Annotated in this window: 19 protein-coding genes; 8 read left to right on the forward strand and 11 right to left on the reverse strand. The window is 60.5% G+C overall.

Annotation, left to right across the window (positions count from 1 at the left end):
- Positions 1–74 precede the first annotated feature (74 nt).
- Entirely contained in the window at positions 75–959 is an 885-nt protein-coding gene (locus J5274_RS20455) for an MBL fold metallo-hydrolase (RefSeq protein WP_219275605.1), read from the forward strand.
- A 101-nt stretch (positions 960–1,060) separates the two neighbouring features.
- On the opposite strand, the gene J5274_RS20460 is transcribed toward J5274_RS20455, so the two are convergent.
- The 3 genes from J5274_RS20460 to J5274_RS20470 are packed head-to-tail and all read right to left on the reverse strand — an operon-like array spanning position 1,061 to position 5,812.
- On the reverse strand, positions 1,061–2,521 hold the full coding sequence (locus J5274_RS20460) for an aminotransferase class V-fold PLP-dependent enzyme (protein ID WP_219275606.1): 1,461 nt from the start codon (positions 2,519–2,521) through the stop codon (positions 1,061–1,063).
- On the reverse strand, positions 2,521–4,065 hold the full coding sequence (locus tag J5274_RS20465) for a hypothetical protein (RefSeq protein ID WP_143123157.1): 1,545 nt from the start codon (positions 4,063–4,065) through the stop codon (positions 2,521–2,523). Before J5274_RS20465 ends, J5274_RS20460 begins: the two co-directional genes overlap by 1 nt.
- A gap of 34 nt (positions 4,066–4,099) precedes the next feature.
- The gene (locus J5274_RS20470; protein ID WP_202617190.1) at positions 4,100–5,812 is read right to left on the reverse strand and encodes a RimK family alpha-L-glutamate ligase; all 1,713 of its coding nucleotides are present in this window, start codon (positions 5,810–5,812) and stop codon (positions 4,100–4,102) included.
- A gap of 486 nt (positions 5,813–6,298) precedes the next feature.
- Between J5274_RS20470 and J5274_RS20475 the strand changes: the two genes are divergently transcribed.
- Together J5274_RS20475 and J5274_RS20480 are read left to right on the forward strand one after the other, a co-directional pair.
- Complete coding sequence (locus tag J5274_RS20475; protein ID WP_142830867.1) at positions 6,299–7,417, forward strand: porin; 1,119 nt, start codon at positions 6,299–6,301, stop codon at positions 7,415–7,417.
- Between the two features lie 542 nt (positions 7,418–7,959).
- Entirely contained in the window at positions 7,960–9,516 is a 1,557-nt protein-coding gene (locus J5274_RS20480; RefSeq protein ID WP_219275607.1) for a bifunctional diguanylate cyclase/phosphodiesterase, read from the forward strand.
- Positions 9,517–9,549: 33 nt separating this feature from the next.
- On the opposite strand, the gene J5274_RS20485 is transcribed toward J5274_RS20480, so the two are convergent.
- Positions 9,550–11,094 (reverse strand): DHA2 family efflux MFS transporter permease subunit, encoded by a 1,545-nt coding sequence (locus tag J5274_RS20485; protein WP_374113760.1) that lies wholly within the window; start codon positions 11,092–11,094, stop codon positions 9,550–9,552.
- A 229-nt stretch (positions 11,095–11,323) separates the two neighbouring features.
- Here J5274_RS20485 and J5274_RS20490 point away from each other — a divergent pair, with 229 nt between their 5' ends.
- Entirely contained in the window at positions 11,324–13,012 is a 1,689-nt protein-coding gene (locus J5274_RS20490) for an FAD/NAD(P)-binding protein (RefSeq protein ID WP_209207133.1), read from the forward strand.
- Between the two features lie 10 nt (positions 13,013–13,022).
- Here the strand turns inward: J5274_RS20490 and J5274_RS20495 are convergent, their stop codons facing one another.
- Positions 13,023–13,202 (reverse strand): hypothetical protein, encoded by a 180-nt coding sequence (locus tag J5274_RS20495; RefSeq protein ID WP_111218572.1) that lies wholly within the window; start codon positions 13,200–13,202, stop codon positions 13,023–13,025.
- Between the two features lie 103 nt (positions 13,203–13,305).
- Entirely contained in the window at positions 13,306–13,614 is a 309-nt protein-coding gene (locus J5274_RS20500) for a hypothetical protein (protein WP_209187737.1), read from the reverse strand.
- Between the two features lie 317 nt (positions 13,615–13,931).
- On the opposite strand from J5274_RS20500, the gene J5274_RS20505 reads away from it, so the two are divergent.
- The gene (locus J5274_RS20505) at positions 13,932–15,614 is read left to right on the forward strand and encodes a phosphoethanolamine transferase (RefSeq protein ID WP_142830873.1); all 1,683 of its coding nucleotides are present in this window, start codon (positions 13,932–13,934) and stop codon (positions 15,612–15,614) included.
- Between the two features lie 74 nt (positions 15,615–15,688).
- Here the strand turns inward: J5274_RS20505 and J5274_RS20510 are convergent, their stop codons facing one another.
- Positions 15,689–16,522, reverse strand: a complete 834-nt coding sequence (locus J5274_RS20510) for an alpha/beta fold hydrolase (RefSeq protein WP_224128462.1) — start codon at positions 16,520–16,522, stop codon at positions 15,689–15,691.
- A 280-nt stretch (positions 16,523–16,802) separates the two neighbouring features.
- Between J5274_RS20510 and J5274_RS20515 the strand changes: the two genes are divergently transcribed.
- The 3 genes from J5274_RS20515 to J5274_RS20525 all read left to right on the forward strand — a co-directional run bounded on the left by J5274_RS20515 (position 16,803) and on the right by J5274_RS20525 (position 19,960).
- Positions 16,803–17,270 (forward strand): MarR family winged helix-turn-helix transcriptional regulator, encoded by a 468-nt coding sequence (locus J5274_RS20515; RefSeq protein ID WP_209186497.1) that lies wholly within the window; start codon positions 16,803–16,805, stop codon positions 17,268–17,270.
- A gap of 163 nt (positions 17,271–17,433) precedes the next feature.
- On the forward strand, positions 17,434–18,153 hold the full coding sequence (locus J5274_RS20520) for a hypothetical protein (RefSeq protein WP_219275609.1): 720 nt from the start codon (positions 17,434–17,436) through the stop codon (positions 18,151–18,153).
- Between the two features lie 184 nt (positions 18,154–18,337).
- Positions 18,338–19,960, forward strand: coding sequence for an ABC-F family ATP-binding cassette domain-containing protein (locus J5274_RS20525; protein WP_111218564.1), 1,623 nt, complete (start codon positions 18,338–18,340; stop codon positions 19,958–19,960).
- Here the strand turns inward: J5274_RS20525 and J5274_RS20530 are convergent, their stop codons facing one another.
- From J5274_RS20530 to J5274_RS20545, 4 genes are all read right to left on the reverse strand, one after another.
- Positions 19,961–20,350, reverse strand: coding sequence for a type II toxin-antitoxin system VapC family toxin (locus J5274_RS20530; RefSeq protein WP_209186397.1), 390 nt, complete (start codon positions 20,348–20,350; stop codon positions 19,961–19,963).
- Positions 20,337–20,612, reverse strand: coding sequence for an AbrB/MazE/SpoVT family DNA-binding domain-containing protein (locus tag J5274_RS20535; RefSeq protein WP_111218560.1), 276 nt, complete (start codon positions 20,610–20,612; stop codon positions 20,337–20,339). Before J5274_RS20535 ends, J5274_RS20530 begins: the two co-directional genes overlap by 14 nt.
- A 72-nt stretch (positions 20,613–20,684) precedes the next feature.
- Positions 20,685–21,767 carry an ABC transporter ATP-binding protein gene (locus tag J5274_RS20540; protein WP_142830883.1) on the reverse strand — a complete coding sequence of 361 codons (1,083 nt, stop codon included), beginning with the start codon at positions 21,765–21,767 and terminating at the stop codon, positions 20,685–20,687.
- Positions 21,764–24,037, reverse strand: coding sequence for a glycoside hydrolase family 2 protein (locus J5274_RS20545; RefSeq protein WP_219275610.1), 2,274 nt, complete (start codon positions 24,035–24,037; stop codon positions 21,764–21,766). The genes J5274_RS20540 and J5274_RS20545 overlap by 4 nt, the downstream gene beginning before the upstream one ends.

A 24,037-nucleotide genomic window follows, 5' to 3' on the forward strand; every position in this document is an offset into this window, starting at 1 on the left:
GGCAGAGGCTACCACAGTCAGGCAATCACACGCTGCAAGCCTTGAATAGGCCATTCGTAAAGAGGGGAACACCGATGAAAGCACTTTCACTCCTGGCAATGTTGAGCGCCTCCGTTGCCGGACAAGCCTTTGCGATAGAGACCGGGCCGGTTTCGGCCGAACCTGCGGCCAAGACATTCACCATCGGCAGCATCAAGGTGACCGCGCTGCGGGATGCTCAGTTCGTTGCAGCCAATGACGGCAAGCTTTTTGGCGTCGGGATCGGACCGGAGGCCGTTTCCAAGGTGCTGAAGGCAGCCGGACAGCCGACGGACCGCGTTACGCTCAGTGTCGACGGGCTTCTTGTGCAGTCCGGCAGCCAGAAAATCCTGATCGATACCGGCCTTGGGCCATCGGCGCACGGTGTTCTGCTGGAAAGCCTCGCCAAGGCCGGGAGCAAGCCGGAGGATATTTCCGACGTGCTGATCACCCACGTTCACGGCGATCACGTCGGCGGACTGGTAAAGGCGGACGGTTCTCTTGCATTCGCCAACGCGACGATCCGCATCTCGGCGCCCGACTGGACGTGGCTGCAGACCCAGCCGAAGATGGCCGCGCTGGTGACCGCCATCACGCCCAAGGTGAAGACATTCGCGCCTGGTGACAGCGTTGCCGAGGGCATCACCTCCGTGCCCATCAAAGGACACACCCCGGGTCATGTCGGCTATCAGATCGTCTCCGGCAAGAAACGGCTTCTGGACATCGGTGACACAGCCCATAGCTACATTGTATCGCTAGCCGAGCCCGATTGGGCGATGGGCTTTGACAACGATGCAGTCGAGGGCAAGGTCAGCCGCCGGGAAATCCTGTCGCAACTCGCCAAGGATGACGAGCTGATCTTTGCACCCCACTTCCCGTTTCCCGGTGTCGGCCACATCGTGGCGGTAGGCGATCACTTCGCCTGGAAGCCGCAAAAGTAAACATGTTTAGCCGGCTCCACGCCTAGGTTTACCAAAAGCCGAGGCGGCGTGGTCTGGAATGCGGGCACTTTCCTGCATTCCACCTCGCTCAGACAGCCGTTTCAGTAGCCTTTGCCGGCCAGGTATCTGTCGATGATGTCGATGAAGGCGTCGATATCGGCGGATGTCGTCCTGTGGTTGACGATTGCGCAGCGCACTGCCAGCTCGCCGCCGACCGTCGTCCAGGACGGGGCAGCCAGGCCGGATTGCTGGAGGTCGAGCACCAGATCCCGGACAAAATCGGAACCTGCCCCGCGAACACCGAAGCAGACGATGTTCAAGGCGACCGGTGCCCTGAGTTCCAGCAGCGTGTGCCGCTCGATATGATGGGCAAGATGGGATGCGAGTTCGCAGGTATGCGCAATGGAACTGCCGATGCGCTCCGTGCCGAGCGTTTCGATCGTCATCCAGGTCTTGAGCGCTCGAAAGCCGCGCGACAGATCGGGGCCGAGATCGCAGGGCCAGGTCTCACCGGCCGCAAGGCCGTGATCGGCGCGCTGGAGATAGGCCGCCGGCTGGGCGAAGGCCCGCTTGTGGGCGGCGCCGTCCCTGACCAGCAGAAACCCGGCATCATAGGGAACATGGCCCCATTTGTGAAAGTCCAGCGCCACAGAGGCTGATTTCTCGATGCCCGCAAACAGCTCTCGCAGATCGTGCGAAAGCACTGCCAAAGCGCCGATAGCGCCGTCGACGTGGAACCATAGATTTTCCTGGACAGCGATGTCGGCTATGGCAGAAAGCGGATCGATGGCCCCGGTATTGACGGTGCCTGCGGTGCCGACGACGAGAAACGGCAGGTGTCCGGCGGCCCGGTCGGCGCCGATCATGGTGCGCAAAACGCTGGTCTGCATTCGTCCGTCAGCGTCGACAGTCACCGTTCGCAAATTGGCCGAGCCTATGCCGGAAAGCTCCATCGCCTGGGCAATGCAGCCATGGGCTTCGCTCGAGGTATAGGCGACGAGTTGTCGGTCCCGATTCCGCAAGCCGTTTTGGCGGACGGAATGGCCGAGCGCCTCCGTTCTGGCGATGATCACAGCCAGGAAGTTGGCCATGGAAGAGCCGGTGAGAAACAGGCCGCTGGCGCCTTGGGGATAGCCGAGGGCCTCGCTCATCCAGCGGACGATCTGTTGCTCGACCTCCAGTCCGATATGGTCGCGGCCGCCGCAATTGAGGTTCATTCCGGCGGCGACGATCTCGGCCACCATACCGACGGGCGTACCCGCGCCATGGACCCAGCCCATGAACAGCGGATGCAGGTTGCCGGTGGCGAAGGGAAGGATGTGGGTGCGCACGTCATCGAGGATGTCGCCGAGTTCGCGAGGGTCTGCAGGCAACGGACGGGCAAACCGGGCGCGCGTTTCGGCTGCCGGCGGTTGCCAAACCGGTCGCTGCCGGACGGTCTCGATATGGCTGATCATGTCGTCCAGCATGCCGTGGGCGAGCGCGCGAAATTCACTCCAGTCCAGCGGGTCGAGGCTGGAGCGCTCAGCCGTTCTATCGCCGCGCGTATCCGCTTCCGGCATCAGAGAGCCCGGACATGGTGAAGGACGGCCGCCAGCTTGTCGAACACCGCATCGAGCCGCGATTCCACCGGATGGAATGCCTGGTGCAACGGCAGAGCAGCTGCCATGCGGGCCGAGACATCAAGCACGTCGGCCGCTGAAGCCGCGACCCTGAGGACCGTGCGAGATCCAAGCCGGACGGCTTGGCCAAGATGGCAAACCGGACCGTCGTCGCGCTCGCGCATGAGCAGGTGGATCATCTGCGAGTGCTCGAAGGAGGCAAAGCCGCCGGTGCGGTTGGAGATCGTGAAGGGCACGATCGTTCTTGCGTCGAGATGGGCGCCCTCATCGTTGGCATGCAGGCGGATACCGGCGACGCTGTCGATACGGGCGCGCACCAGTTTCACGAAATGGGCCTTGATGAGCGCCTGCTCGTCGTCCTGGATGACGGCGTAGCGATCGAGGGCGGCAGAGGCCGCCACCCATCGAAGGCCGAGACCGAGATTGAAGTGCGAGCCGAATGTGAAATCCATCTTTTCCCGAAGTGCCGATGGCCAGTCATGGGCTGCCGTGTAGGCCGAGAGGCCGGAAGGAATAGCGCTTCTGGTGGCGAGGGCCTCCCCGAGAGACGTCGGCACGAGGAGAGCGCCGGAAAAGGGTGGGCCCCCGACAAATTTCGAGCCAGTCAGTACGACGAGAAAACCGTCGGCAAGATCCTGCCGGATATCGGACGCCGAGCAGCGGAACTGGCAGGCATCGACGATCACATGCACGCGGCCGGGGGCAAGCAAAGCCGCATGCCGGGCTGCCTGCCGCGTCACGCCGGACAGGCCTGTCTTCGATGTATCGAGCACATGGACGAGCACGTCGCGGTCGCGTTTCAGCTCCCGTTCGACGGCGGCGATCATGGCATCGTCGATCTCCTCCTGACGACGCGGTTCGCCTTCGCCGTTGCGGATGGCCACGGTGCACACCTCGATCCGCTCGGGATCCAGGCCTTCCAGCGGCTTTCCGGCTTCGACGGTGCTGCCGAGGGCAGCAAGATCCGAATAGTGGCATCCGGATGCAGCCCGGGGCACGCCGCTGCCGGTCTCTTCCGGCGCAACGAGAATATTGGTGAGGGGACGCGCGGAAAGCCCTGCAAACAGGCAAAGGGCCATCAACTCCGCGTCTGTCCCGGAGGCTGCCAGAATGATCGTGGCGTCGGTGCAGCCAAGGCTGGTGGCGATGCCCTTACGGATATCGGCAAACCATCGGTCGATCGCAACCGGATCTGCTGACTGGCGATCGACGAGCCGCTCGAGAGCGATCCCGGCCGCGCGGAACCCGTCGCCTGATACGTTGCTGGCCGTCGTCGACGAGAACGAAATTTCGTGCTCGGCGGGCGTCGTCAGTGTGCCGTAGCGGTTCCGTCGATGGACGGGATCGGGCGAAATGCGTTGGTCGCCGCCAGCCCCGAGTAGCAGCGGAACGGAGGCGAGCGACTGCCCGAGAAGCGCTGTTTTAGCCGGCGTCGATGACGGGTCGACTGGCATCGGTAGGATTAGACGCTGACTTGCAGCCATGATGGTCTCCGTAATTTGGCTGCGAACGACGGCTTCAGAGGATCGGCTCGTCGACCGCCACGGCGCCGGCGATATAGGAGATTTGCATTTCGTGCTGGATCAGCGGCGCAAGATCACGGGCGCGCTGGGTGAACTCCAGCCCGCAACGGTCGACATATGCGCGGTCGACGCGTGCGCTCGAGCCGGGGTCGATGATCTTCTCGCCGTCCCAGAAGACCGCATGCCCGGTGTCGGGGACCGTCGGTGAGACGACGCCGATGATCCCGGGCTTGTCCCACAGCATGTAGATACCACTGAGCAGCACGAGGCCGCATGCGTTGGCGACGCCGCGCATGATGGAGTGGCTCATGGGCCCGCCCAGAGGGAACCGGGGGTCGCTTTTTATCGCCATGTCCTGGATGTCTTCGTAGGTCCTGCCGGTAAACATCGCCAGCGCGCAGATCAGGCAGTCGTCGTCAGTCCTTTGGTAGACAGCCGGTTTTCCCGTATGGGCACAGGTGACGTCGGAGGCGGAGGTCGCGCGCAGCATGCGATCTCTCAGGGCGCCTTCGAAGGCTGCGAATAGCTTGGTCGTCGCCTGCTTCTTGTAGGGGAAGACCTTTTCGGAATCCATCGAGTGGACGATCATGGCGACGTCGGCTTCGAACATCAGCAGACGTCCGTCCGACAACTCGGCGCAATCGATGGCGAAGTAGTCAAGCCCGAAGCGGCGATGCAGGGCGTCGAAGGCTGCTGCGTGGCGGACGGCGAAGTCGGTGTCGAAATTGGCCATCCAGCGGCCTTCTTCCTCGCGACGCTCCGCATGCTCAGCCATGCCGGCGCTGAGGTAATGGACCATCCAGTGGTCGGAAATCGCCAGGTGGCTGGCATAGGCCTTGCCATTGATGAACGCGATGCGCTGTTTGCGGAACTTTCCGTCCTCGTCGCTGTAGTCGATGAAGGGCGTCAGGTAGAATTCGGTGTCGGCGTGCGCGGCGAGATAGCCCGAAAGCTCCCAGCGGGCCGAGATTTTCTCCATGCCCTTGCCCGCATGCGTGCCGTGTGGCCGGACGATGATCGGAAAGCTCGTTGCGTCGAGGATGGAGCCCAGTTCGATCTCGCCAGCAGCGAGCCGCTGAAGCTTTTGACGATCGACGCGAACGGTTGCAGGCGCGAGAACCCAGCGCTCGTCCCTGAAGGCATTGGAAACGCCATCCCTGGAAAGATCCATGATGGACTGCGGCGCATTGTTCAGGATCGGTCCCGACCAGTCGCGCAAAAGCCGCTTGAGGTTTTCGAGGACCGGGAGATTGTCCGTGGATTCACCAACCGCGACGAAGGCGACGTCATGTGCCGGGATATCGGAGAGATCCCGTGTTTCCGCGTCGACGTAATAGAGCAGGAGGTTGGTATCCGAATGCTCGAGCAGAAACTCGATCGGCGTATTTGCCATGAAATCGCCAGCCGTCATGAACACCAGAATGTCCAGGCCTGTGCCCTTGCCATTCTGGATCCGGTACTGGCGGCTGATATCGAGGGCAGCCTTCTGGCTGATGACGGCCTTTTCCTTCTCGCCCACCGTATGCAGGACGATCGAGGCATCCATGAAGGCGGCAGCGTCGCCGAGATCGGCAGAAGCCCGCTCCAGCAGCTGGTTCCAGAGGGGCGTGATGTCTCTCTGTTCATAGATCGCCCGCACGATCGGCGCCTTGCCGATGATCAGGTTGGGGTCCGCAAATGTCTGGATCTGGGCCGCTGCACCAATCAAACTCTCAAGCCTTCCACTATGCGGCGCGCCCCGCCTTGCCCGGCGTGGTTCCGCTTTCAGATACATGTTGTCACGATATTCGCTCCCAGCGCTTGCGCGAGCCTTGTCCGGGCTGCCTGAGCTGACGAACGATCGGATCGCCGCGTTTCAAAGCGCGCGCTCTGCTCGTTCGCGATTCGCAAGGACGGCCTTCCCCCCATGTCCGGTCGGAGGGCTCAAGGGCCCGAAATGCGTCTTCCGGGTGACTATTACAAAACGTAGTCGTGCTAGCCGTTTTCTAAATGTGTTTTCACAGCCGCGTCGCCGGAAATCGGCTCTTCCAGCGGCCCCGTTTGGCGAGACGGAAGTTGTGCGGCCGCACCCTTTCGCCATAGCCTTGGTCCACGGGCGAAAGTTCCGGATAAAACAGGCTCCCACCTAGCAGGCTTCAGACCGTATCGACCCTCTCGATACAAGCGACCTGCACCGAAGAAATGGATTTTAAAGATGATGATTAAGGGTCTTCTCCTTGCATCGGCTGCCGCCCTCTCGGCATTCTCGGCTGCCAATGCAGCGGACGCAATTGTTGCAGCTGAGCCGGAACCGCTCGAATATGTTCGCATTTGCGATGCCTACGGCGCCGGTTACTTCTACATTCCAGGCACGGAAACCTGCCTGAAGATCGGTGGCATGGTTCGTACCGAAGGCGAGTGGAAAGATGCCTACCAGCCTGATCACAAGATCGGCACGCTTTGGCACACCCGCGCTGAACTCAGCCTCGACACTGCCAGCGACACCGAATACGGCGCGCTGAAGACCGACATGGTCATGCGTTGGGATTCGCAGGAAGGCGACAACTCCACAAAGCTGCTGTTTGCCAACATCAGCCTCGGCGGCTTCCTCGTCGGCAAGGCCGACTCGCAGTTCTCGTCCTATCCGGGCTATGCTGGCGACATCATCCAGGACGACGTGGTTTCCTACGGCCCTGGACCGACGAACACCGAACTCAACCAGCTGACCTACACGTTTGATCCGGGCAATGGCTTCACGGCTCTCGCTTCGATCGAAGACAGCAATTCGAGCGGCGACACCTACTACGACTCCAGCTTCACCCAGAGCAACGGCAAAAGCTGGCAGATCTCCAAGAACGACCAGTACGTTCCAGACGGCGTTCTGGGCTTCGGCTTCAAGTCGGGCGCATGGGGCATCAAGGTTGTCGGCGGCTACGACTCGATCGTCAAAGAAGGCGCCATCAAGGCTCGCGTCGATGCCGATTTCGGCACCTTCTCGGCATTCCTGATGGGCGGCTGGAACACAGACGGCGACAAGCTCAACAAGTACGCTTCGGGCTATGTTACCGACGGTGCTTGCCCTGCGAACAAGGAAGAGCTTTGCGGCTGGGGTGACTGGGCAGTCTGGGGCGGTGGTTCTGCAACCATCAACGACAAGCTCAAGGCCAACGTTCAGGTCGCCTACACAGACTCGAAGATCTTTGCCGCTGCTGCAAACGTCAAGTTCCAGCCAGTCAAGGGCCTGACCGTCGAGCCTGAAGTCGAATACACCAACTGGGATTCGACAAACGAACACTCCTGGGCTGGTATCCTGCGTTTCCAGCGCAGCTTCTAATAGACAGCTTCTTTAAAGCAGTCTGAGCATGGCCCGGCTTTTGTCGGGCCATGTTTTTTGTGGTTCACAACGCATGACCGGCGTGCCACCGCGGCGGCTTTGCTGAACGCCATGACGCACGCCGTTTTATTAATGTGCACAAGCAGCCACGTCTCGCAGAAGATGTGATCCTGGTCGTGCTGCTAGCGCAGGAATGCGTTGCCGAAAACTTATGCTAGGCTAACAGTAACGATGCTACGCGCGACATTCCCTGCCGCTCAACGTAGCACACCAATTGGATTGACCTCCAATGGCGGAGGCCTGGTCTCCCTGGCCAGGCCTCTTTCTCCCCGCTAGATCCGGGTGAACCTCGGGCCTTCTGCAAAGCTGCCTCCAACGGTTGTTGGCTATCGGCGATCAGCTTGCGCCGGAAATGACCATCTTTCTCCGACGAAACACTTTAACCCCGCTGCAATATATATTCGGCAAAATGCATAAACAGCGGCGGGAGATGTATTCCGACGATCGGCATGAAGCCATTTTCCGTCTCCGGGAGTAGCTCTGTGCAATCACTGCGCCGAAATCGCGCCAAGGTCGAAGCAATCCTCTGGATTGCGACATTCCTGGTGATCTACGGGCTGGCCGTTCATTACAACGGGCACGAGGCCCTCGATACATTTTTCCGCGAAAACGAGAAATACGATTTCGATGAGGTCTTTACGGCCCTGAATATCGGCGGCGCCCTGGGTCTGATCTATTCGCTGGTCCGCATAAAGGACATGGCGGAAGAAATTCGCCGGAGACATGCCGCCGAGAGACATGTCGACTGGATTGCCTGCCACGATCCCCTGACCGAGCTCCCCAACAGGCGTTTTCTCGGCGCGGATGCGGCGACACGAGAAAACCTTGCCTGCAAGGATGGATACGCAGTCTTCAGCATCGACCTCGATGGCTTCAAGAAGATCAACGACCTTCTCGGCCACGATTACGGTGACCAGGTGCTGAAGATCGTGGCGGAGCGGCTTCGCTACATTTTTCCGGATGCCAACGTCTATCGCCTGGGCGGCGACGAGTTCCTTGTCATCACGGAGAGGATGGGAAATCCCGATCTTATCGCGGTGGGAAACCGCATCGTCAGCAATATCTCGAAGCCGATATCAATCAACGCTGCAAACGTCGACGTGGGTGCCAGCGTCGGCATCGCGCGGATCCCCGAGGACGGCGCCACCTTGGCGGAGGCTATCCAGCAATCCGACTGCGCGATGTATGCCGCGAAGAAAGCAGGCCGCAACGGCGTCAGGACCTTCGTACCCGCCATGCAGACGGAGCTTGAAAAGCGCGTCCAGATGGAAGCCGATCTGAAGCGCGCCATGAAGGCGGGAAAAATCCGTCCGCATTACCAGCCGCTGGTCGATCTCAAGACCCGGGAGATCGTCGGTTACGAGGCGCTTGCGCGATGGGAGGTCTCGCCGGGTCAATTCATTCCGCCCAGCGACTTCATTCCGCTCGCCGAGGATAGCGGCCTGATTGTCGAACTGACCGACAGTCTCTTTCGAACGGCCTGCCGGGATGCTCTGTCCTGGCCCGTTGATACCGTGCTGTCGTTCAACATCTCTCCCGTCCAGCTCAGCGACAGGCTGCTGGGGCTTCGCCTGATGCAAGTTCTAGGAGAGGTCGGCCTTCCCGTCCACCGGCTGGAACTGGAGGTGACGGAAAGCGCGCTCATCCAGGATCCCGAGGCGGCCCGCTATGTCCTCGATCAGTTCACCAAGGCCGGCATCAAAATCGCGCTGGATGATTTCGGCACCGGCTATTCCAGCCTATCCCAACTGTCCGCATTTCAGTTCGACAAGATCAAGATCGACAGGAGCTTCGTCGCGACCTTCGAAAACAGCGACAAGCAGGACAAGGTCGTCAGGGCAATCATCTCGCTGGGAAGCGGGCTCGGCGTCAAGATCACGGCGGAAGGCATCGAGGAGGAGAGCCAGCTCCAGCGGCTGCAGGCCCTGGGCTGTGACATCGGCCAAGGCTACCTGCTAGGCAAGCCGCAGGCGATAGCCCAGCCTAACCTCATCCTCCAAACGAGCGGCCGCAGACATCGTCCTCCCGCTGACTTCTGAGTACGATCTCACGGGCACGACGGGGTTATGCTTCTAGCTCCGTTTTGTCTCCGAGCGCACCCTGATGGCAAAGGGTACGCAGGCCAGGGCGGCGAGGGTCAGGATCGCCACCATTGTCCATGCCTCATTGATGGACTGGGTGAGGGCTGCCTTCTCGACCAATGGCTGCAGCATGGATCGGGTGGCGTCGTCGATAGGTCCTGACGGGCGAGAGGTGAACATGTCGAGCGGTATGCCGACATAGGTCGCCGTGGCTACGTCTCCGGCGGCAAGCTTTTCCATCAATGCCGTACCGTGGCCCGGCGAGCGGCCGTAGATCACCGTGTCGATCAAAGCGAGGCCGATAGCGCCGCCGAGGTTGCGCATCAAATTGAAAAGACCGCTGGCGTCGGGAACGCGGCTTTCGGGCAGGTTGCCGAGGGCAAGGCGCGTCGGTGGCAGCAGGCAGAACATGATCGCCACGCCACGGATGACCTGGGGCCAGAACATCGCGGCGGAATCGCTGTCGGGTGTCTGGAACGCGCTCATCCCGAGGCCGACGGCAAACAGTGTGAACCCTGCTGCGGAGAGAAGTCGCGCCCCGACGCGCTGCTCGAGAAAGACGGCGATCGGCGCTGTCAGCAGTTGGGCCACACCGGTGACCAGCATGATGGTGCCGATTTCGAGCGCATTGTGACCGCGCACGAACGCCAGGAACACCGGCATCAGATAAACCGATCCGAACAGTCCGATGCCGAGAACGAAGCTCAGGATGCAGCCGACCAGGAACGACCGGTCGGCGAAGTTTCCGAGGTAGACGATGGGCACCCCGGCTTTCAATGTCCGGCGCACGAACATCGAAAGGCTGGCGAGGCTGAGCACCAGCAGGCCCAGCACGAGGCCGGACAGCCATCCGCGCTGCGGGGCTTCTTTGAGGGCAATTTCGAGGGCCGCGAGTGCCACGGCCATCGCGAGCAGCGACACGAGGTCCAGAGTTTTCAACGTGCCCAAGCGCATCGTCGACTTCGGCAGCAGGAAGCCGGCGATACCGGCCGACAGGATGCCTGGAATGATGTTGATCAGAAACAGCCAGTGCCAGGAATATGTTTCGGTGATCCAGCCGCCGACGACCGGGCCGACCGTCGGGGCGAGAACGGCAAGAACGCCGGCGATGGTGGTGGCTATACCCTGCCGCGCTACCGGGAACAGGATGAAGACGGCAGAAAAAACAGCCGGAATCAGCGTGCCTCCGGAAAAACCCTGCAGCACCCGCCAGGCTATCAACTCCGAAAAGCTGTCGCTGGCGGCACAACCGGCCGAGGAGAGCGTGAACACCGTGACGGCAAGCACGAACAGCCAGCGCATCGTCAGGGTACGCGTCAACACGCCGGTCAGCGGGATCGCAATCACCTCCGCGATGAGATAGGCGGTCTGCACCCAGCTCATCTGATCCTGAGGAATATCGAGTGCGCTCTGGATGGTCGGCAGGGATGTCGCCACCACCTGGACATCGAGGATCGCCATGAACATGCCGACACACATGACGATAAAGCCCAGCCAGGTGGCCGTGCCGGTTGCAGTCACTTGAGATTGGCTCACTTTCGATCCTCCGCACGCCGTTCGTGCGCGATGATTGATATGGTCGGATCATGGCCGTTGGCAATGGAGGGGCGGCGATGGCGATCTGACGCGTCAACGGGGTCCGGGCTATCTTACGGCTACGTCCGGTGGCGGACGGATTTGATTTTCAATCTTGCTAACGGCGGTCGTCGTTCCATATCGTCAAGTTCGCGAACCATTTTATCAGCGTTCGCCGTTGAAAGCTTCCATGACGCGCATCGCTATTATCGGCTCCGGCCCGACCGGCATCTATACGCTGAAGGGTCTGGTAGGCTCGCCCGAGCCGCTGTCCATCACCATCTTCGAGATCGAGCCGGATCCGGGCAAGGGAACGCCCTATCATCCGGCATTGAACGACCAAGCGATGCTGTCGAATATCGCGAGCATCGAGCTGCCGCCGATCTGCGAGACGCTGGTTGCCTGGCTTCGGCGTCAGAGCGACGCTGGGTTGGAGAGACTGCACGTGTCGCGAGACGCAATCGACGAGCGCGAATTCTATCCGCGCGTGGTCCTCGGTGAGTATCTGCAGGCCCAGTTTTCGCAGCTCGTGCAGGCGGGGAAGGAGCGGGGGCATAGGATCGACATCAAGCCGCGCCACCGCGTCATCGACATCGCGTTGCAGGTTGACGACATCGCCCTCGTGGCTCAGCGGCCGGATGGGACGCAGGCCGATTACGGGTTCGACCACGTCGTCATGGCGACCGGCCACGACTGGCCTGACAACATCGAGATCAAGCCGGGATATTTCATGTCGCCCTGGCCGGCAGTCAATCTGAAGTCGATCGGCAATTGCGCCGTTGGCATCCTCGGGACATCGCTGAGTGCAATCGACGCAATGGTGACCGTGGCGACGGCGCATGGCGCATTCTATGTCGATGCCAGCGGTTTGCTCGAATACCAGCAGGCCTCCGATTCAGAGGGCTTCAGCATCACCATGATGTCCCGCAAGGGGCTTCTGCCGGAAGCCGACTTCTATCACGAGATCCCCTACCTTCCCTTGCAGTTCTGCACGAATGAAGCGATCGACGCCTTGCTGGCGACGGGCCGTGGCAACTTGCTCGACGATATCTTCGACCTGTTCAAGGCCGAACTGCTCGCCAACGATCCGGAGTATTCGGCGAGTATCGGCCTGTCGCTGCGGACGATCGAGACCATCGGACCCGCTTATTTCGCAGAGCGCGAATCCCGCGATCCTTTCGCCTGGGCGGCACTGAACCTTGCCGAAGCGGCGCGCAACAAGCAGCAGCGCCATACCGTGCCATGGCGCTATGCGATCCTGCGCATGCACGAGGCGATTGCCCGCGCGGTACCGCAGCTGGACAGCGAGGACCTGAAGCGGTTTCACAAGCACTTCAAAAGCATTTTTATCGATGACTATGCCACCGTGCCGCATGAATCCATCAAGAGGATATTGGCGCTGCGGCGCGCGGGAAAGCTGGATATCGTTGCCCTTGGCGACGACTACGAAATCGACAACGAGCGGGTCGAGCGCGGAGCAGAGGTCACCTACGACGGCAAGACACTAACCTTCGGCGCCTTCATCGACGCGACGGGGCAGCATCCGCTGTCGGTACGGGACATTCCGTTTCCAACCCTCCTGAAGCAGGGCGTCATTCGCAAGGCAGCCACCAGTGCCGCGTCATCGATCATCATGCCGGACGGTCACCAGGCCGTGGTGCGGACCGGCGGCATCGACCTGGATGATGCTTTCCGGCCGAAATTCGAAAGCCCGGTATCGAACAAGCTCTATTGCGCCGCAATCTCGTTCCTGCTGCACAAGCTACCCTTCGTCCAGGGCATTACCAGCGCAAACGATATCGGTGGCGTGGTCTCCGCTGCCATACTGGCCGACAGTATGCCGGGTAGCGCCAAACCGGAGCTGCTGGCCGCTGGCTGACATTCCAGCGTCAGGAGTCGAGCCGGAGCTTCAGTTGCTGTCCCGGCTTTTCAAGATAGTGCTCGAGCGAACGACCGAATTGCAGGCGGGAGTAGGTTTCCTTGCGCTGTCGTTCGGCATGCTCGCGCGCAGCTCTTGATTTTGCGACGATTTCGAGAGTCTTCTGAATGACGAGGTTGGCACTGTCCATCTGCACGTCTCCATTTGTTCTCTTTATGTTCTCATTTTTCGCGAGGTATGTCAATGCATGCCGAAGCAGGCGTTTCGCAAGCCGGTCTTAAGGCTGGAAGGCCTTATGCCGACTGCTGCGCCAGGAAGGATTTTGCAGTTTCGATTGCCGGGCGGCAGCTTGGCACTGCGTCCGACAGGATGCGATCGGGTGCGGTGCCGAGGACCCAGATGTCGAATGCCATGGATACGAGCGGCAAAGGATTTGTGGTGGCGTGGTCGGTGATCACCTGACCGGCGCTGGTCGTGCAGGCCCTGACATTGGCAACGACCTCGTAAGGCACGTTGGCCTTTGCAAGGCGGCTGGTAATCTCGGTTTGAAACGGGTCGAGGATAAGGAGCTGCACGAAATAAAAAACGAGGGCGCTGAGCATTTTGGTTTCCAGTTGGCCGTGACGTGCGATCCGACATCGCACAAGCAGCCAAAAGCTTGCACCAGAGGGGCCCGGATCAGGGTAGTCCCTATGTAGGAAGCCTGGAGCGATCCGCAACACGGGGGCAAGCGTTCCGGCCATCTTGACCGTTCGGCAGGCGTACCAGTGCCCATCGGTTTTCATCGTCTGCTCCGAGGTATATAGGACCCTGGCGCTCGTCCCAAGAATGCCTTCGTTCAGGTAGATGTCAGGAAAATCGCACACTGTTTTCTGCTGCATTGCCAGGGTGCAGCCGGCCTCGTACCGCACGCCCGGGCATGCCATTTTGGAGACCTTCTTTGAACGATCGTAACACCGAAAACGCGCGGCCCTTCGGTCGGCCCGTGCTGGGAAGCGTGACGCTTTGCTTCCTGACGACGCTCTATCTGCTGGTCGTCACAAACTGGACGTTCTGGCAAAAGGCCCATGGCTACCTGACCGGAAATGCGCTTGCCTTCACCGCATTTGTCATCGGCATCTCCGCGCTTTTCATGGCCGTCGTCACATTGTTCTCGGCGAAATATGTCACGAAGCCGATCCTGATCTTCTTTGTCCTGGTATCGTCCGCCTGTTCCTGGTTCAACGACCAGTTCGGGGTCGTCATCGACAAGGACATGATCCGCAACGCGGCCGTTTCGACCGGCGCCGAGGCCGGGCACCTCATTACCTTCCGATTTGCCCTTCATCTACTGCTGACAGCCTTGCTGCCGTCGCTGCTGATAATCTGGGTGCGTATCCGCCACCGGACAATCCTGCCGAAGCTGGCGCAGAACACGGCGATCATCCTCGGCTGCCTTGCTATCTTTGCCGGCGCCGGCATCAGCTATTACAAGGTCTTTGCCGGCGTCGGGCGCGCCCACCGCGATATCCTGGCTACCCTCAACCCGTTCATGCCGATCAATAATGCCGTCAGCTACGTCGTGTCGGCACAGAAGGATGCGCATGTCGTCGCCGAGCCCCTGGGGACGGACGCCCACCGGGTCAACATCGATCCCTCCGGCAAGCCTCGGGTGACGATCATCGTTGCCGGCGAAACCGCGCGCGCCTCGGATTTCTCGCTCGGTGGATATAACCGCGATACCAATCCCGAGATGAAGAAGCAGGACGTCGTCTATTTCCCCAACACGACCAGCTGCGGCACGGCGACGGCGACGTCAATTCCCTGCATGTACTCGATCTACCCGCGCGCCGACTACACCCATCGCAAGGGGCTGCAGACCCAGAATCTTCTGGATGTCCTCAGTCATGCCAAGGTGGACGTCTCCTGGCTGGACAACGACACCGGCAGCTACAACGTCACCGACAGGGTGGCCTACGAATACCTGCCGAATTCCAAGGATCCGCGCTTCTGCAAGGATGGCGAATGCCTGGATGCGATCCTTCTGGACAAGGTCGATGCCTGGCTCGATCACGTCAAAGGTGACAGCGTGCTGGTTCTCCACCAGCTCGGCAGCCACGGACCTGCCTATTTCCAGCGCTATCCCGAGGAGTTCCGACGCTTCACACCGGATTGCCGCGCCAACGATTTCGGTGCCTGTACGCCGGAGGAGATCACCAACGCCTACGACAATACGATCCTCTATACGGACCACGTCGTCTCGGTCGTCATCGACAAGATTAAGCAGCGCGCTGCCAAGCTGGATGGTGCCGTCGTCTATGTCTCCGATCACGGAGAGTCACTCGGCGAGAATGGTATCTACCTGCACGGCACGCCCTACTTCATCGCGCCGACGCAGCAGACGCACGTGCCGTTCCTGGCCTGGGTATCGGACGACCTGTCGAAATCTGCCGGCTTCGATATGAAATGCCTCGGGCAGCACGCCGACGGGCAGTATTCGCACGACAATTTCTTCCATTCGATCCTCGGCCTTATGGATGTCTCCACCAAGGTCTACAATGCGAAGATGGATGTTTTTTCCCAATGCCGCCGGCCCGCCGGCGCGCTCGCCAGCGCTGGATGAGAGCTCAGTGGCAGGCAAAGCACAGAGAGAAACGCCCACGGACAGTGGGCGTTTCTGGCCTTTTGGGGGGTGGCTCAGGCCTTGAAGAAGGCCAGCAGGTCGGGGTTGAGAACGTCGGCGTGCGTCGTCAGCATGCCGTGCGGAAAGCCCTTGTAGACCTTCAGCGTACCGTTCTTCAGGAGCTTGACCGACAGCATGGCGGAATCGGCGATCGGCACGATCTGGTCGTCGTCACCATGCATGACGAGGACGGGAACGTCGATATTCTTCAGGTCATCGGTGAAGTCCGTCTCGGAGAAGGCCTTGATGCAATCATAATGGGCCTTTGCCCCGCCCATCATGCCCTGACGCCACCAGTTGTCGATCACGCCGGGATAGGTCTTGGCGCCATCGCGATTGAAGCCGTAGAACGGGCCGGTCGGAACATCCCGGTAAAACTGGGCCCGGTTGGCAACGAGTGCCGAGCGGAAGCCGTCGAAGACCTCCATCGGCAGGCCGCCGGGATTGTTCTCGGTCTTGAGCATGATCGGCGGTACGGCACCGACGAGCACTGCCTTAGCGACCCTGCCGTTTCCGCCATGCTTTGCTACATAGCGGGCGACTTCGCCACCGCCGGTGGAGTGACCGATGTGAATGGCGTTCTTCAGGTCGAGATGTGCAACCAGCGCTGCGACGTCGGCAGCGTAGGTGTCCATTTCGTTGCCGTGATCCGTCTGGCTGGAACGGCCGTGGCCGCGGCGATCATGGGCGACGACCCGGTAGCCCTGGCCGAGGAAGTAGAGCATCTGGGCATCCCAGTCGTCTGCGCTGAGGGGCCAACCATGGTGGAACACGATCGGCTGACCCGTGCCCCAGTCCTTGTAGTAGATCTGCGTGCCGTCCTTGGTCGTGAAGATGCTGCTGCTCATGGTCGTTCCCTTCGGTTGTGAAGCTTTGGGTGTTGCTGCGTCTGCAGTTGCAACCAATGGCATGGTCGCTGCTGCAGCGGCAAGGCCCAACACGGCGGTCATCACGCCACGGCGTGTCGTGTGATTATTCGAAGCCATCGTTCTGCTCTCCTGATAAGTGAGATCGCAAAAATATTTATCGCGATAACGAATTCGTAGATAAAAAATTTTGGCTAGTCCAGTCAAAATCGATATCGCGACATTATTTTTAATGATATCGATATTTGCTTATAAACGGGAGATGACGACTTTGAGCCAAGCGCTCCTGCCATTGGATGACCAGCTGTGTTTCTCGCTGTATGCGGCAAGTATTGCTGTCAACCGCACTTACAAGCCGATGCTCGATTCCATGGGCATTACATACCCGCAATATCTGGTGCTGAGCGCGCTCGGCCAGGAGGATGGCCTGACGGTGGGCGCGATCGCCGAGCGGCTGGGGCTGGATTCCAGCACAATCACCCCGCCCGTCAAGCGCCTCGAGGCGGCAGGCCTTGTGGAGCGCCGGCGCAGCAAGGTTGACGAGCGTCAGGTCCATGTCTGGTTCACCCATGCGGGGCAGGCGCTGCTGAAAAGATGCAGCTGTCTGGCGGAGACGCTCCTGCGGAAGTCGGGCATGACGCTTGAGCAGGTGCACGCTCTGAACCGGCAGGTTCGAACCTTGCGCGCCGCACTGGAGGCAGAGGAACAGCTCGGCACAGGCTCGCAGTGAATATGATGACTTCAGTGGGAATATTGTGACAGCGGTGCATTGCACTATATAAATAGCAGAGCCTTCCGGAAGACGATTTTCAATCTTTCCTGTTGACGGCTGCGCTGAAACAAAAATTGTCACCCAACGGTCGTTCTTCGTTGTAATATGGTGGAAGAAATGAATGAGGTTTGATTTGTGGCAGTTCTTTCAGACTACGCAGGGCAGCATCATCCTCGGTGTCCTGTTGGGCGCCGGTAGTATTGCAAAAGGCGTCATGCTTTCCAGATCTCTCTTATGGGCGGGTATCCGACGCCCGCAGCGGGTCAACCGCAGGCGGGAGGAACGTATGCTGGCCATGCGGGTCGTGCTCGCATTGGACGATCTGGTCGGCGGCTGCCACAGTGCAGCAATAGACGCACCTGAATTCAACCCGTCCGATGCCGGCGATTTCGTCCTGCACACGGAGGATCCACGCCTGATCTTGCCGAAGGATGTTGACTGGAGCCTCCTTTCTCCAGAGCTGGCCGAGGAGGTCCTCTGGATGCCGAACCGCCTGCGCAACATACTCGACGCGCTGGAATCGCTCGACGTCAACGCGCCCGAATTCGACGACTTTTTCCTGCATCGGCAAGCGGATTTTTCGAAGCTCGGCCTGCGTGCGATGGATATCATCGACACCCTCTGTGCCGAATATGGCATCGAGGCGCCTGAGCGTCCTCTCTACTACGATCCGCGCGCGACCTTCGAGGAAGGTGTCGCACTGGCCGTGGACTTCACGGATCGCCGTCGCAAGTCGCAGAAGAATGCCTCGACCGGGCGCTCAAACGTGACGCCGCTGTTTGGCAATGGCGGTATCGAAGCCAAAACCGTCAAGCCGTCGGACAAGGATCCGATCGCCTGAGCATCTCATATATGACCATCGAAGAGGCCACCGGCAAAGCATAGTTCCTATGCAGCGCCGGTGGCCTCGGCGTTTTCTGGATGGTGTGCCTCAACCTTCCCGGTTGACGCGGAAACTGAAAACCTGCAACAGCCTCTTCACAACCGTGCCATCCGGCGCAGCACTCTCTGGACTTTGCCCGACGATGATACGTATCGAGAATATCAGCAAGCAGCTCAGCCATCGCATCCTGTTCATCGAGGCATCTGCCGCCCTCAACAAGGGTGAGAAGGTTGGGCTGGTTGGGCCGAACGGCGCCGGCAAGACCACGGTCTTCCGTATGATCACCGGCGAGGAACATCCCGACGAAGGTCAGGTCGCCGTCGATAAGGGCGTGACCATCGGCTATTTCAACCAGGATGTCGGCGAGATGCACGGTCGCAGTGCCGTTGCCGAAGTTATGGAAGGTGCCGGCCCGGTCAGCATCGTCGCCGGCGAACTGCGCGAACTCGAAGCTGCCATGGTCGATCCCGATCGTCTCGACGAGATGGATGAAATCATCGAACGCTACGGAGAAGTCCAGGCGCGCTACGAAGAGCTGGACGGCTATGCGCTGGAAGGCCGCGCCCGGGAAGTGCTGGCTGGCCTCAGCTTCAGCCAGGAAATGATGGACGGCGATGTCGGCGGGCTGTCGGGCGGCTGGAAGATGCGCGTGGCGCTCGGTCGCATCCTGCTGATGCGCCCCGACGTGATGCTGCTCGACGAGCCGAGCAACCATCTGGATTTGGAAAGTCTGATCTGGCTGGAGGAATTCCTCAAGAACTACGAGGGCGCATTGTTGATGACCTCGCACGACCGCGAGTTCATGAACCGCATCGTCACCAAGCTGATCGAGATCGACGGCGGCACGCTGACGACGTTCTCCGGCGACTATGCCTTCTACGAGCAGCAGCGGGCGCTCAATGAAAAGCACCAGATGGCGCAGTTCGAACGCCAGCAGGCGATGCTTGCCAAGGAAATCAAGTTCATCGAACGCTTCAAGGCGCGCGCTTCCCATGCTTCGCAGGTGCAGAGCCGGGTGAAAAAGTTGGAAAAGATCGACCGTGTCGAGCCGCCGAAGCGCCGGCAGGTCGTCTCCTTCGATTTCGCGCCGGCGCCCCGCTCCGGTGAAGACGTGGTGAACCTGAAAAACGTCTACAAGAGCTACGGTAGCCGCAGCATCTATGCCGGCCTCGATTTCATGGTCCGCAGGCGCGAGCGCTGGTGTGTCATGGGCATCAACGGTGCCGGTAAATCGACATTGCTGAAGCTGGTTACCGGCTCTACCGATCCGGACGAGGGTGCGGTTGCACTCGGCGCCAGCGTCAAGATGGGCTATTTCGCCCAGCACGCCATGGACCTGCTCGATGGCGAGCGTACCGTGTTCCAGTGGCTCGAGGATTCCTTCCCGCAGGCGGGGCAGGGGCCTTTGCGGGCGCTGGCCGGCTGCTTCGGCTTTTCCGGCGACGATGTCGAAAAGAAATGCCGGGTGCTGTCAGGCGGCGAGAAGGCCCGCCTTGTCATGGCAGCGATGCTGTTCGACCCGCCAAACCTGCTGGTGCTGGACGAGCCCACCAACCATCTGGACCTCGACACGAAGGAAATGCTGATCAAGGCATTGTCCGAGTACGAGGGCACGATGCTGTTCGTCTCGCACGACCGCCATTTCCTCGGCGCCCTGTCGAACCGCGTGCTGGAAGTCACGCCCGATGGCGTGCAGCAATATGGCGGTGGCTACACGGAATATGTGGCGCGCACCGGCCACGAGGCCCCCGGCCTGCACGGCTGATCAGGGTTCGCGGACGTCGTGGGAGCCGGCAGCTTGGGCCGCCTTGATAAACCTGCGGTCGAACGTCATCATGGCTTCACAGCTGCCGATTCTGCCCAGATGGAGGGCATCGGCGAAATCCATGCCTTGCTCGGTGCGATCGAGCGCCCGCGCCACCAGCGCTGGACTTTCTAGCGTCACCCGACGCAGGCCGGCGAAGGCCCGGAGCGCCGCACAAACCTGCTGCGGCTGATAACTGTAGACGCTCCGCAGGACCCATTCGCATTCGAGCATGACAGTTGTTGCCACGAACACATCCTTATTCTCGACAAGGCTGCGTGCTTTCGTCGATTGCTCTGGATGATCGCCGGTGAGGTAGCGAATGATGATATTGGTATCAATCGCCAGCATGGCGACGCCTTGCCTCGGCGATGATGCCCGCGTCCATATCCTCTATCGATTTCGAGGTGCCGGCATAGGCAAGCGATCCGAAAACCTCGTCTGGCTCGGTGGCTGCGAAATGCGGTGCCGCGCGTAAAAGCACACCGTCGGCGGTTTCCTCGACCACCAGGCGCGTGCCCGGCTCCCACTGCTGGTGCAGACGCACCGCCTTGGGCAGGATGACCTGCCCTTTGGTGGACACGACGGTTGTCAGTTTTTCCGGCACGGCCATCACAAGCTCCTTGTAAGACGGAGGTAAGATAGCACGGCAGGGCGCCAATGCCAATCGGACGATAGCGCGGGGCTAGCGCAACCGCTCGCCGGCAGCGTCGAACACCAATGCCTTAGCCGGATCGAAGCGGGCGGTGATGGTCTGGCCTGATTTCAGGCCGCGGCCGTTGCGGGTCAGCACTGTGACGAGTTCGCCTTCGCCATAGCGGGCAAAGGCGTATGTTTCGCCGCCCAGATGTTCCAGCATGTCGACGACCATATCGAGTGACGCATCCCCGACCTCGTCAAAATGTTCAGGCCGGACGCCGATCGTCACCGGTGTTCCCTCTGCTGCCTTGTCGGCGCCGATCACCAGCGGAATGGTGGTGTCGCCAAGCTCCGGGAGCTTTGCAGACCAGCGGCCATCGGCGTTTCGAGCCAGCACGCCCTTGAAAAAATTCATCTTTGGCGAGCCAATGAAGCCGGCGACGAACAGGTTGGCCGGATCGTCGTAGAGATCGAGCGGCGCGCCGACCTGCTCGACCGTGCCGCTGCGCAAGACGACGATCTTGTCGGCCAGCGTCATCGCCTCGACCTGATCGTGCGTCACATAGATGATGGTCGTCGCCAGCTTCTTGTGCAGCCGGGCGATCTCGATGCGCATATGCACGCGCAATTCTGCATCGAGGTTCGACAGCGGTTCATCGAACAGGAACACCTTGGGATGGCGGACGATGGCACGGCCGATGGCGACGCGCTGGCGCTGGCCGCCCGAAAGTTGCTTCGGCTTGCGGTCGAGCAACGGCTCCAGTTCGAGAATGCGGGCTGCTTCCTCCACCTGACGCGCAACCTCGGCCTTGGCGACGCCGGCGAAGCGCAGCGCAAAGCCCATGTTTTCGCGCACTGTCATATGGGGATAAAGCGCGTAGGACTGAAACACCATGGCGATGCCGCGCTTTGACGGATCGACATCGTTGACTTCCTTGCCGGCAATCGACAGCGTCCCCGAGGTGATATCCTCGAGGCCGGCGATCATCCGCAGCAGGGTCGACTTCCCGCAGCCCGACGGCCCGACGAAGACGACAAATTCGCCGGACTGGACGTCAAGGTCAACGCCCTTGATGACGTCGAGGCTGCCGAAGGATTTGCGGATATTGCGGAGAGAGACTTCGCTCATGGGGTTACCGCTTCCTGCTGGGTCGAGTTGACCGCCGTGAGTTCTACCGTGGTGCCGGTAAAGCGGGGCGAGGTGACCTCTATGGTAATATCGCCGCTCTCGCCTGTCGATTCCAGCCAGAAGCCGGTCGTGCCGCCCTGGAACGGAATGACGTGGGGGCCGACGATCTTTGCCGGACCAGACACCTTTAGTGTCACGACATCGTTGATGAACGGGAGGCGCGAGCCGACCTGATCGAGCGCGCGGACGATAACGCGGGTGCTGTCGCGCCCTTCGGCACGGATCGTCTTGCTGTCCGCTTCGACCTGCAGTGTCGTCGGCAGCGGATCGGCGACCATGTGCAGTTTTGCGACGGCTTCGCCGGCGACAAATCCAGTGAAATGGGCGTCTTCCCACTGCATGCCCCAGACGCCGAGTTCGTCCTTGGTGAAATGACGATGGTCGACGACGATGGGCGGGTGCGGCAGGTGTGGAAACGTCTCGCGGTCAGGACCGACGCGCTTGACCAGCGAACCGTAACGCAATTCGATCTCGTCGCAGTTGCTGAGGATGATCAGTGGCAGCACGCCGCCGATGTTGCGCTCGCCACGCGCCCAGAAGGTGACTGGTTTCATCACCACTTCTTCTGATGGCTCGCACTGGCTGGCATAGACATAGGCTGCAAATTTCGGTTCGCGGAACATGTCCATGACGCCATGGTAGCAGATCCGGTCGCCGGAGCCGAAGTCCTTGTGGGTGTTGTAGTCGAACATGCACCAGCCGATGGCACCGGAAATGTTGGGATCACCATAGGCAGCGTTCAGCACTTCCAGATGGCGCCGCACATGCTCGGCCTGCCGCTGTTCCTGGTCGTAGATTTTCGTCGGATACATATGGCCGCCGAATTCGGTGATCAGGTATGGCACGACCTTCTGCAGGCCCGTGCATTCCTGCTGGCTTCTCAGCGCCGTGCGCGGGCGGTTGCTGCCCGGCAGCTCCTCGTTGCCGAGGATAAAGTCGTTCATCGTGAAGACGTCTTCGAGGAATTCGCTGTCGAGGATGAATCGGACGCCGCCGGTCTGGCGCGTGCTGTCTAACTCATGGGCGAGCCGGTTGGTCTCGAGATAGAAGTCGTGGCTATCCTTGGATTCGTTGATGCGCACGCCCCAGATGATGATCGACGGATGGTTCCAGTCGCGCTCGATCATGCGGCGGACGTTCTGGATCGATTCCTGCTTCCACTCCTCGCCGCCGATATGCTGCCAGCCGGGGATTTCCTCGAACACCAAGAGGCCAATGCGATCGCACCGATCGAGAAACCATTTGGACTGCGGATAGTGTGAGGTGCGGACGAGATTGCACTTCAGCGTGTTCTTCATGATGTCGGCGTCCAGCTCCTGGGCGGAGCGGCCGGCGGCATAGCCGACATAGGGGTAGGACTGGTGACGGTTGAGGCCGCGGATCTTTAGCTTGCGACCATTGAGCTTGAAGCCTTCGGTCGTGAATTCGGCCGTGCGGAAGCCGAAATGCGAGGCAAGCCGGTCCGAGCCCTGGTCGCTCTCGAGCGAGACGGCGACGGTATAGAGGACAGGGTCGTCGATATCCCAGAGCGACAGGCCTGTGAGGTTGGCGAAGGCCAGCGTCACGCTTGTGCCTGTCGTTTCGGACGAGGCCGTGGCAATTTCCTTGCCTGCGGCGTCGGTGATGACGGCGGTCACGGTGCCGTTGAACGCCACACCCTGTGGATTGGAGAAGTCGCAACGCACCGTCGCCGACTTTGCCTCGCTGAGCACATGGCCGGTCTCGATCTTGATGTTGCCGATCGACACCGTATCGGTGACCTTCAGCCAGACATCGCGATAGATGCCGGCATAGGTGAGATAATCGATTCGGCCACCGAAGGGTGGGATTTCCGGGTTTTCGCTGCCGTCGATCTTGACGGTGATCAGGTTGTCGCCCTGATGCAGACCGTCGGTCAGGCGCGCCTCGAAGGGCGTGTAGCCATCCTTGTGGGCGACAATCTCCTTGCCATTGAGATAAACGACGGAGTCGGCCATGGCGCCGTCGAATACCAGCGACACTTCGCGACCGTCGAACTCCGGCTGCCACTTCAGGACGGCCTGGTAGGTGAAGGCGCGCTGATAGGATTTCTCGTCGAAATAGTTGAACGGCAGGTCTACCGCATTGTGCGGCAGGGTGACCATTTGGCCGGCGGTCAGGGCCTCGGTGAGACCAGGGGCGAAACCCTCGTGAAAGGTCCAGGTATCGTTGAAGGAAACAACAGAACGCAT

Origin of the sequence: Rhizobium sp. L51/94 (genome assembly GCF_019355555.1) — a bacterium.
GTDB lineage: Bacteria > Pseudomonadota > Alphaproteobacteria > Rhizobiales > Rhizobiaceae > Rhizobium > Rhizobium rhododendri.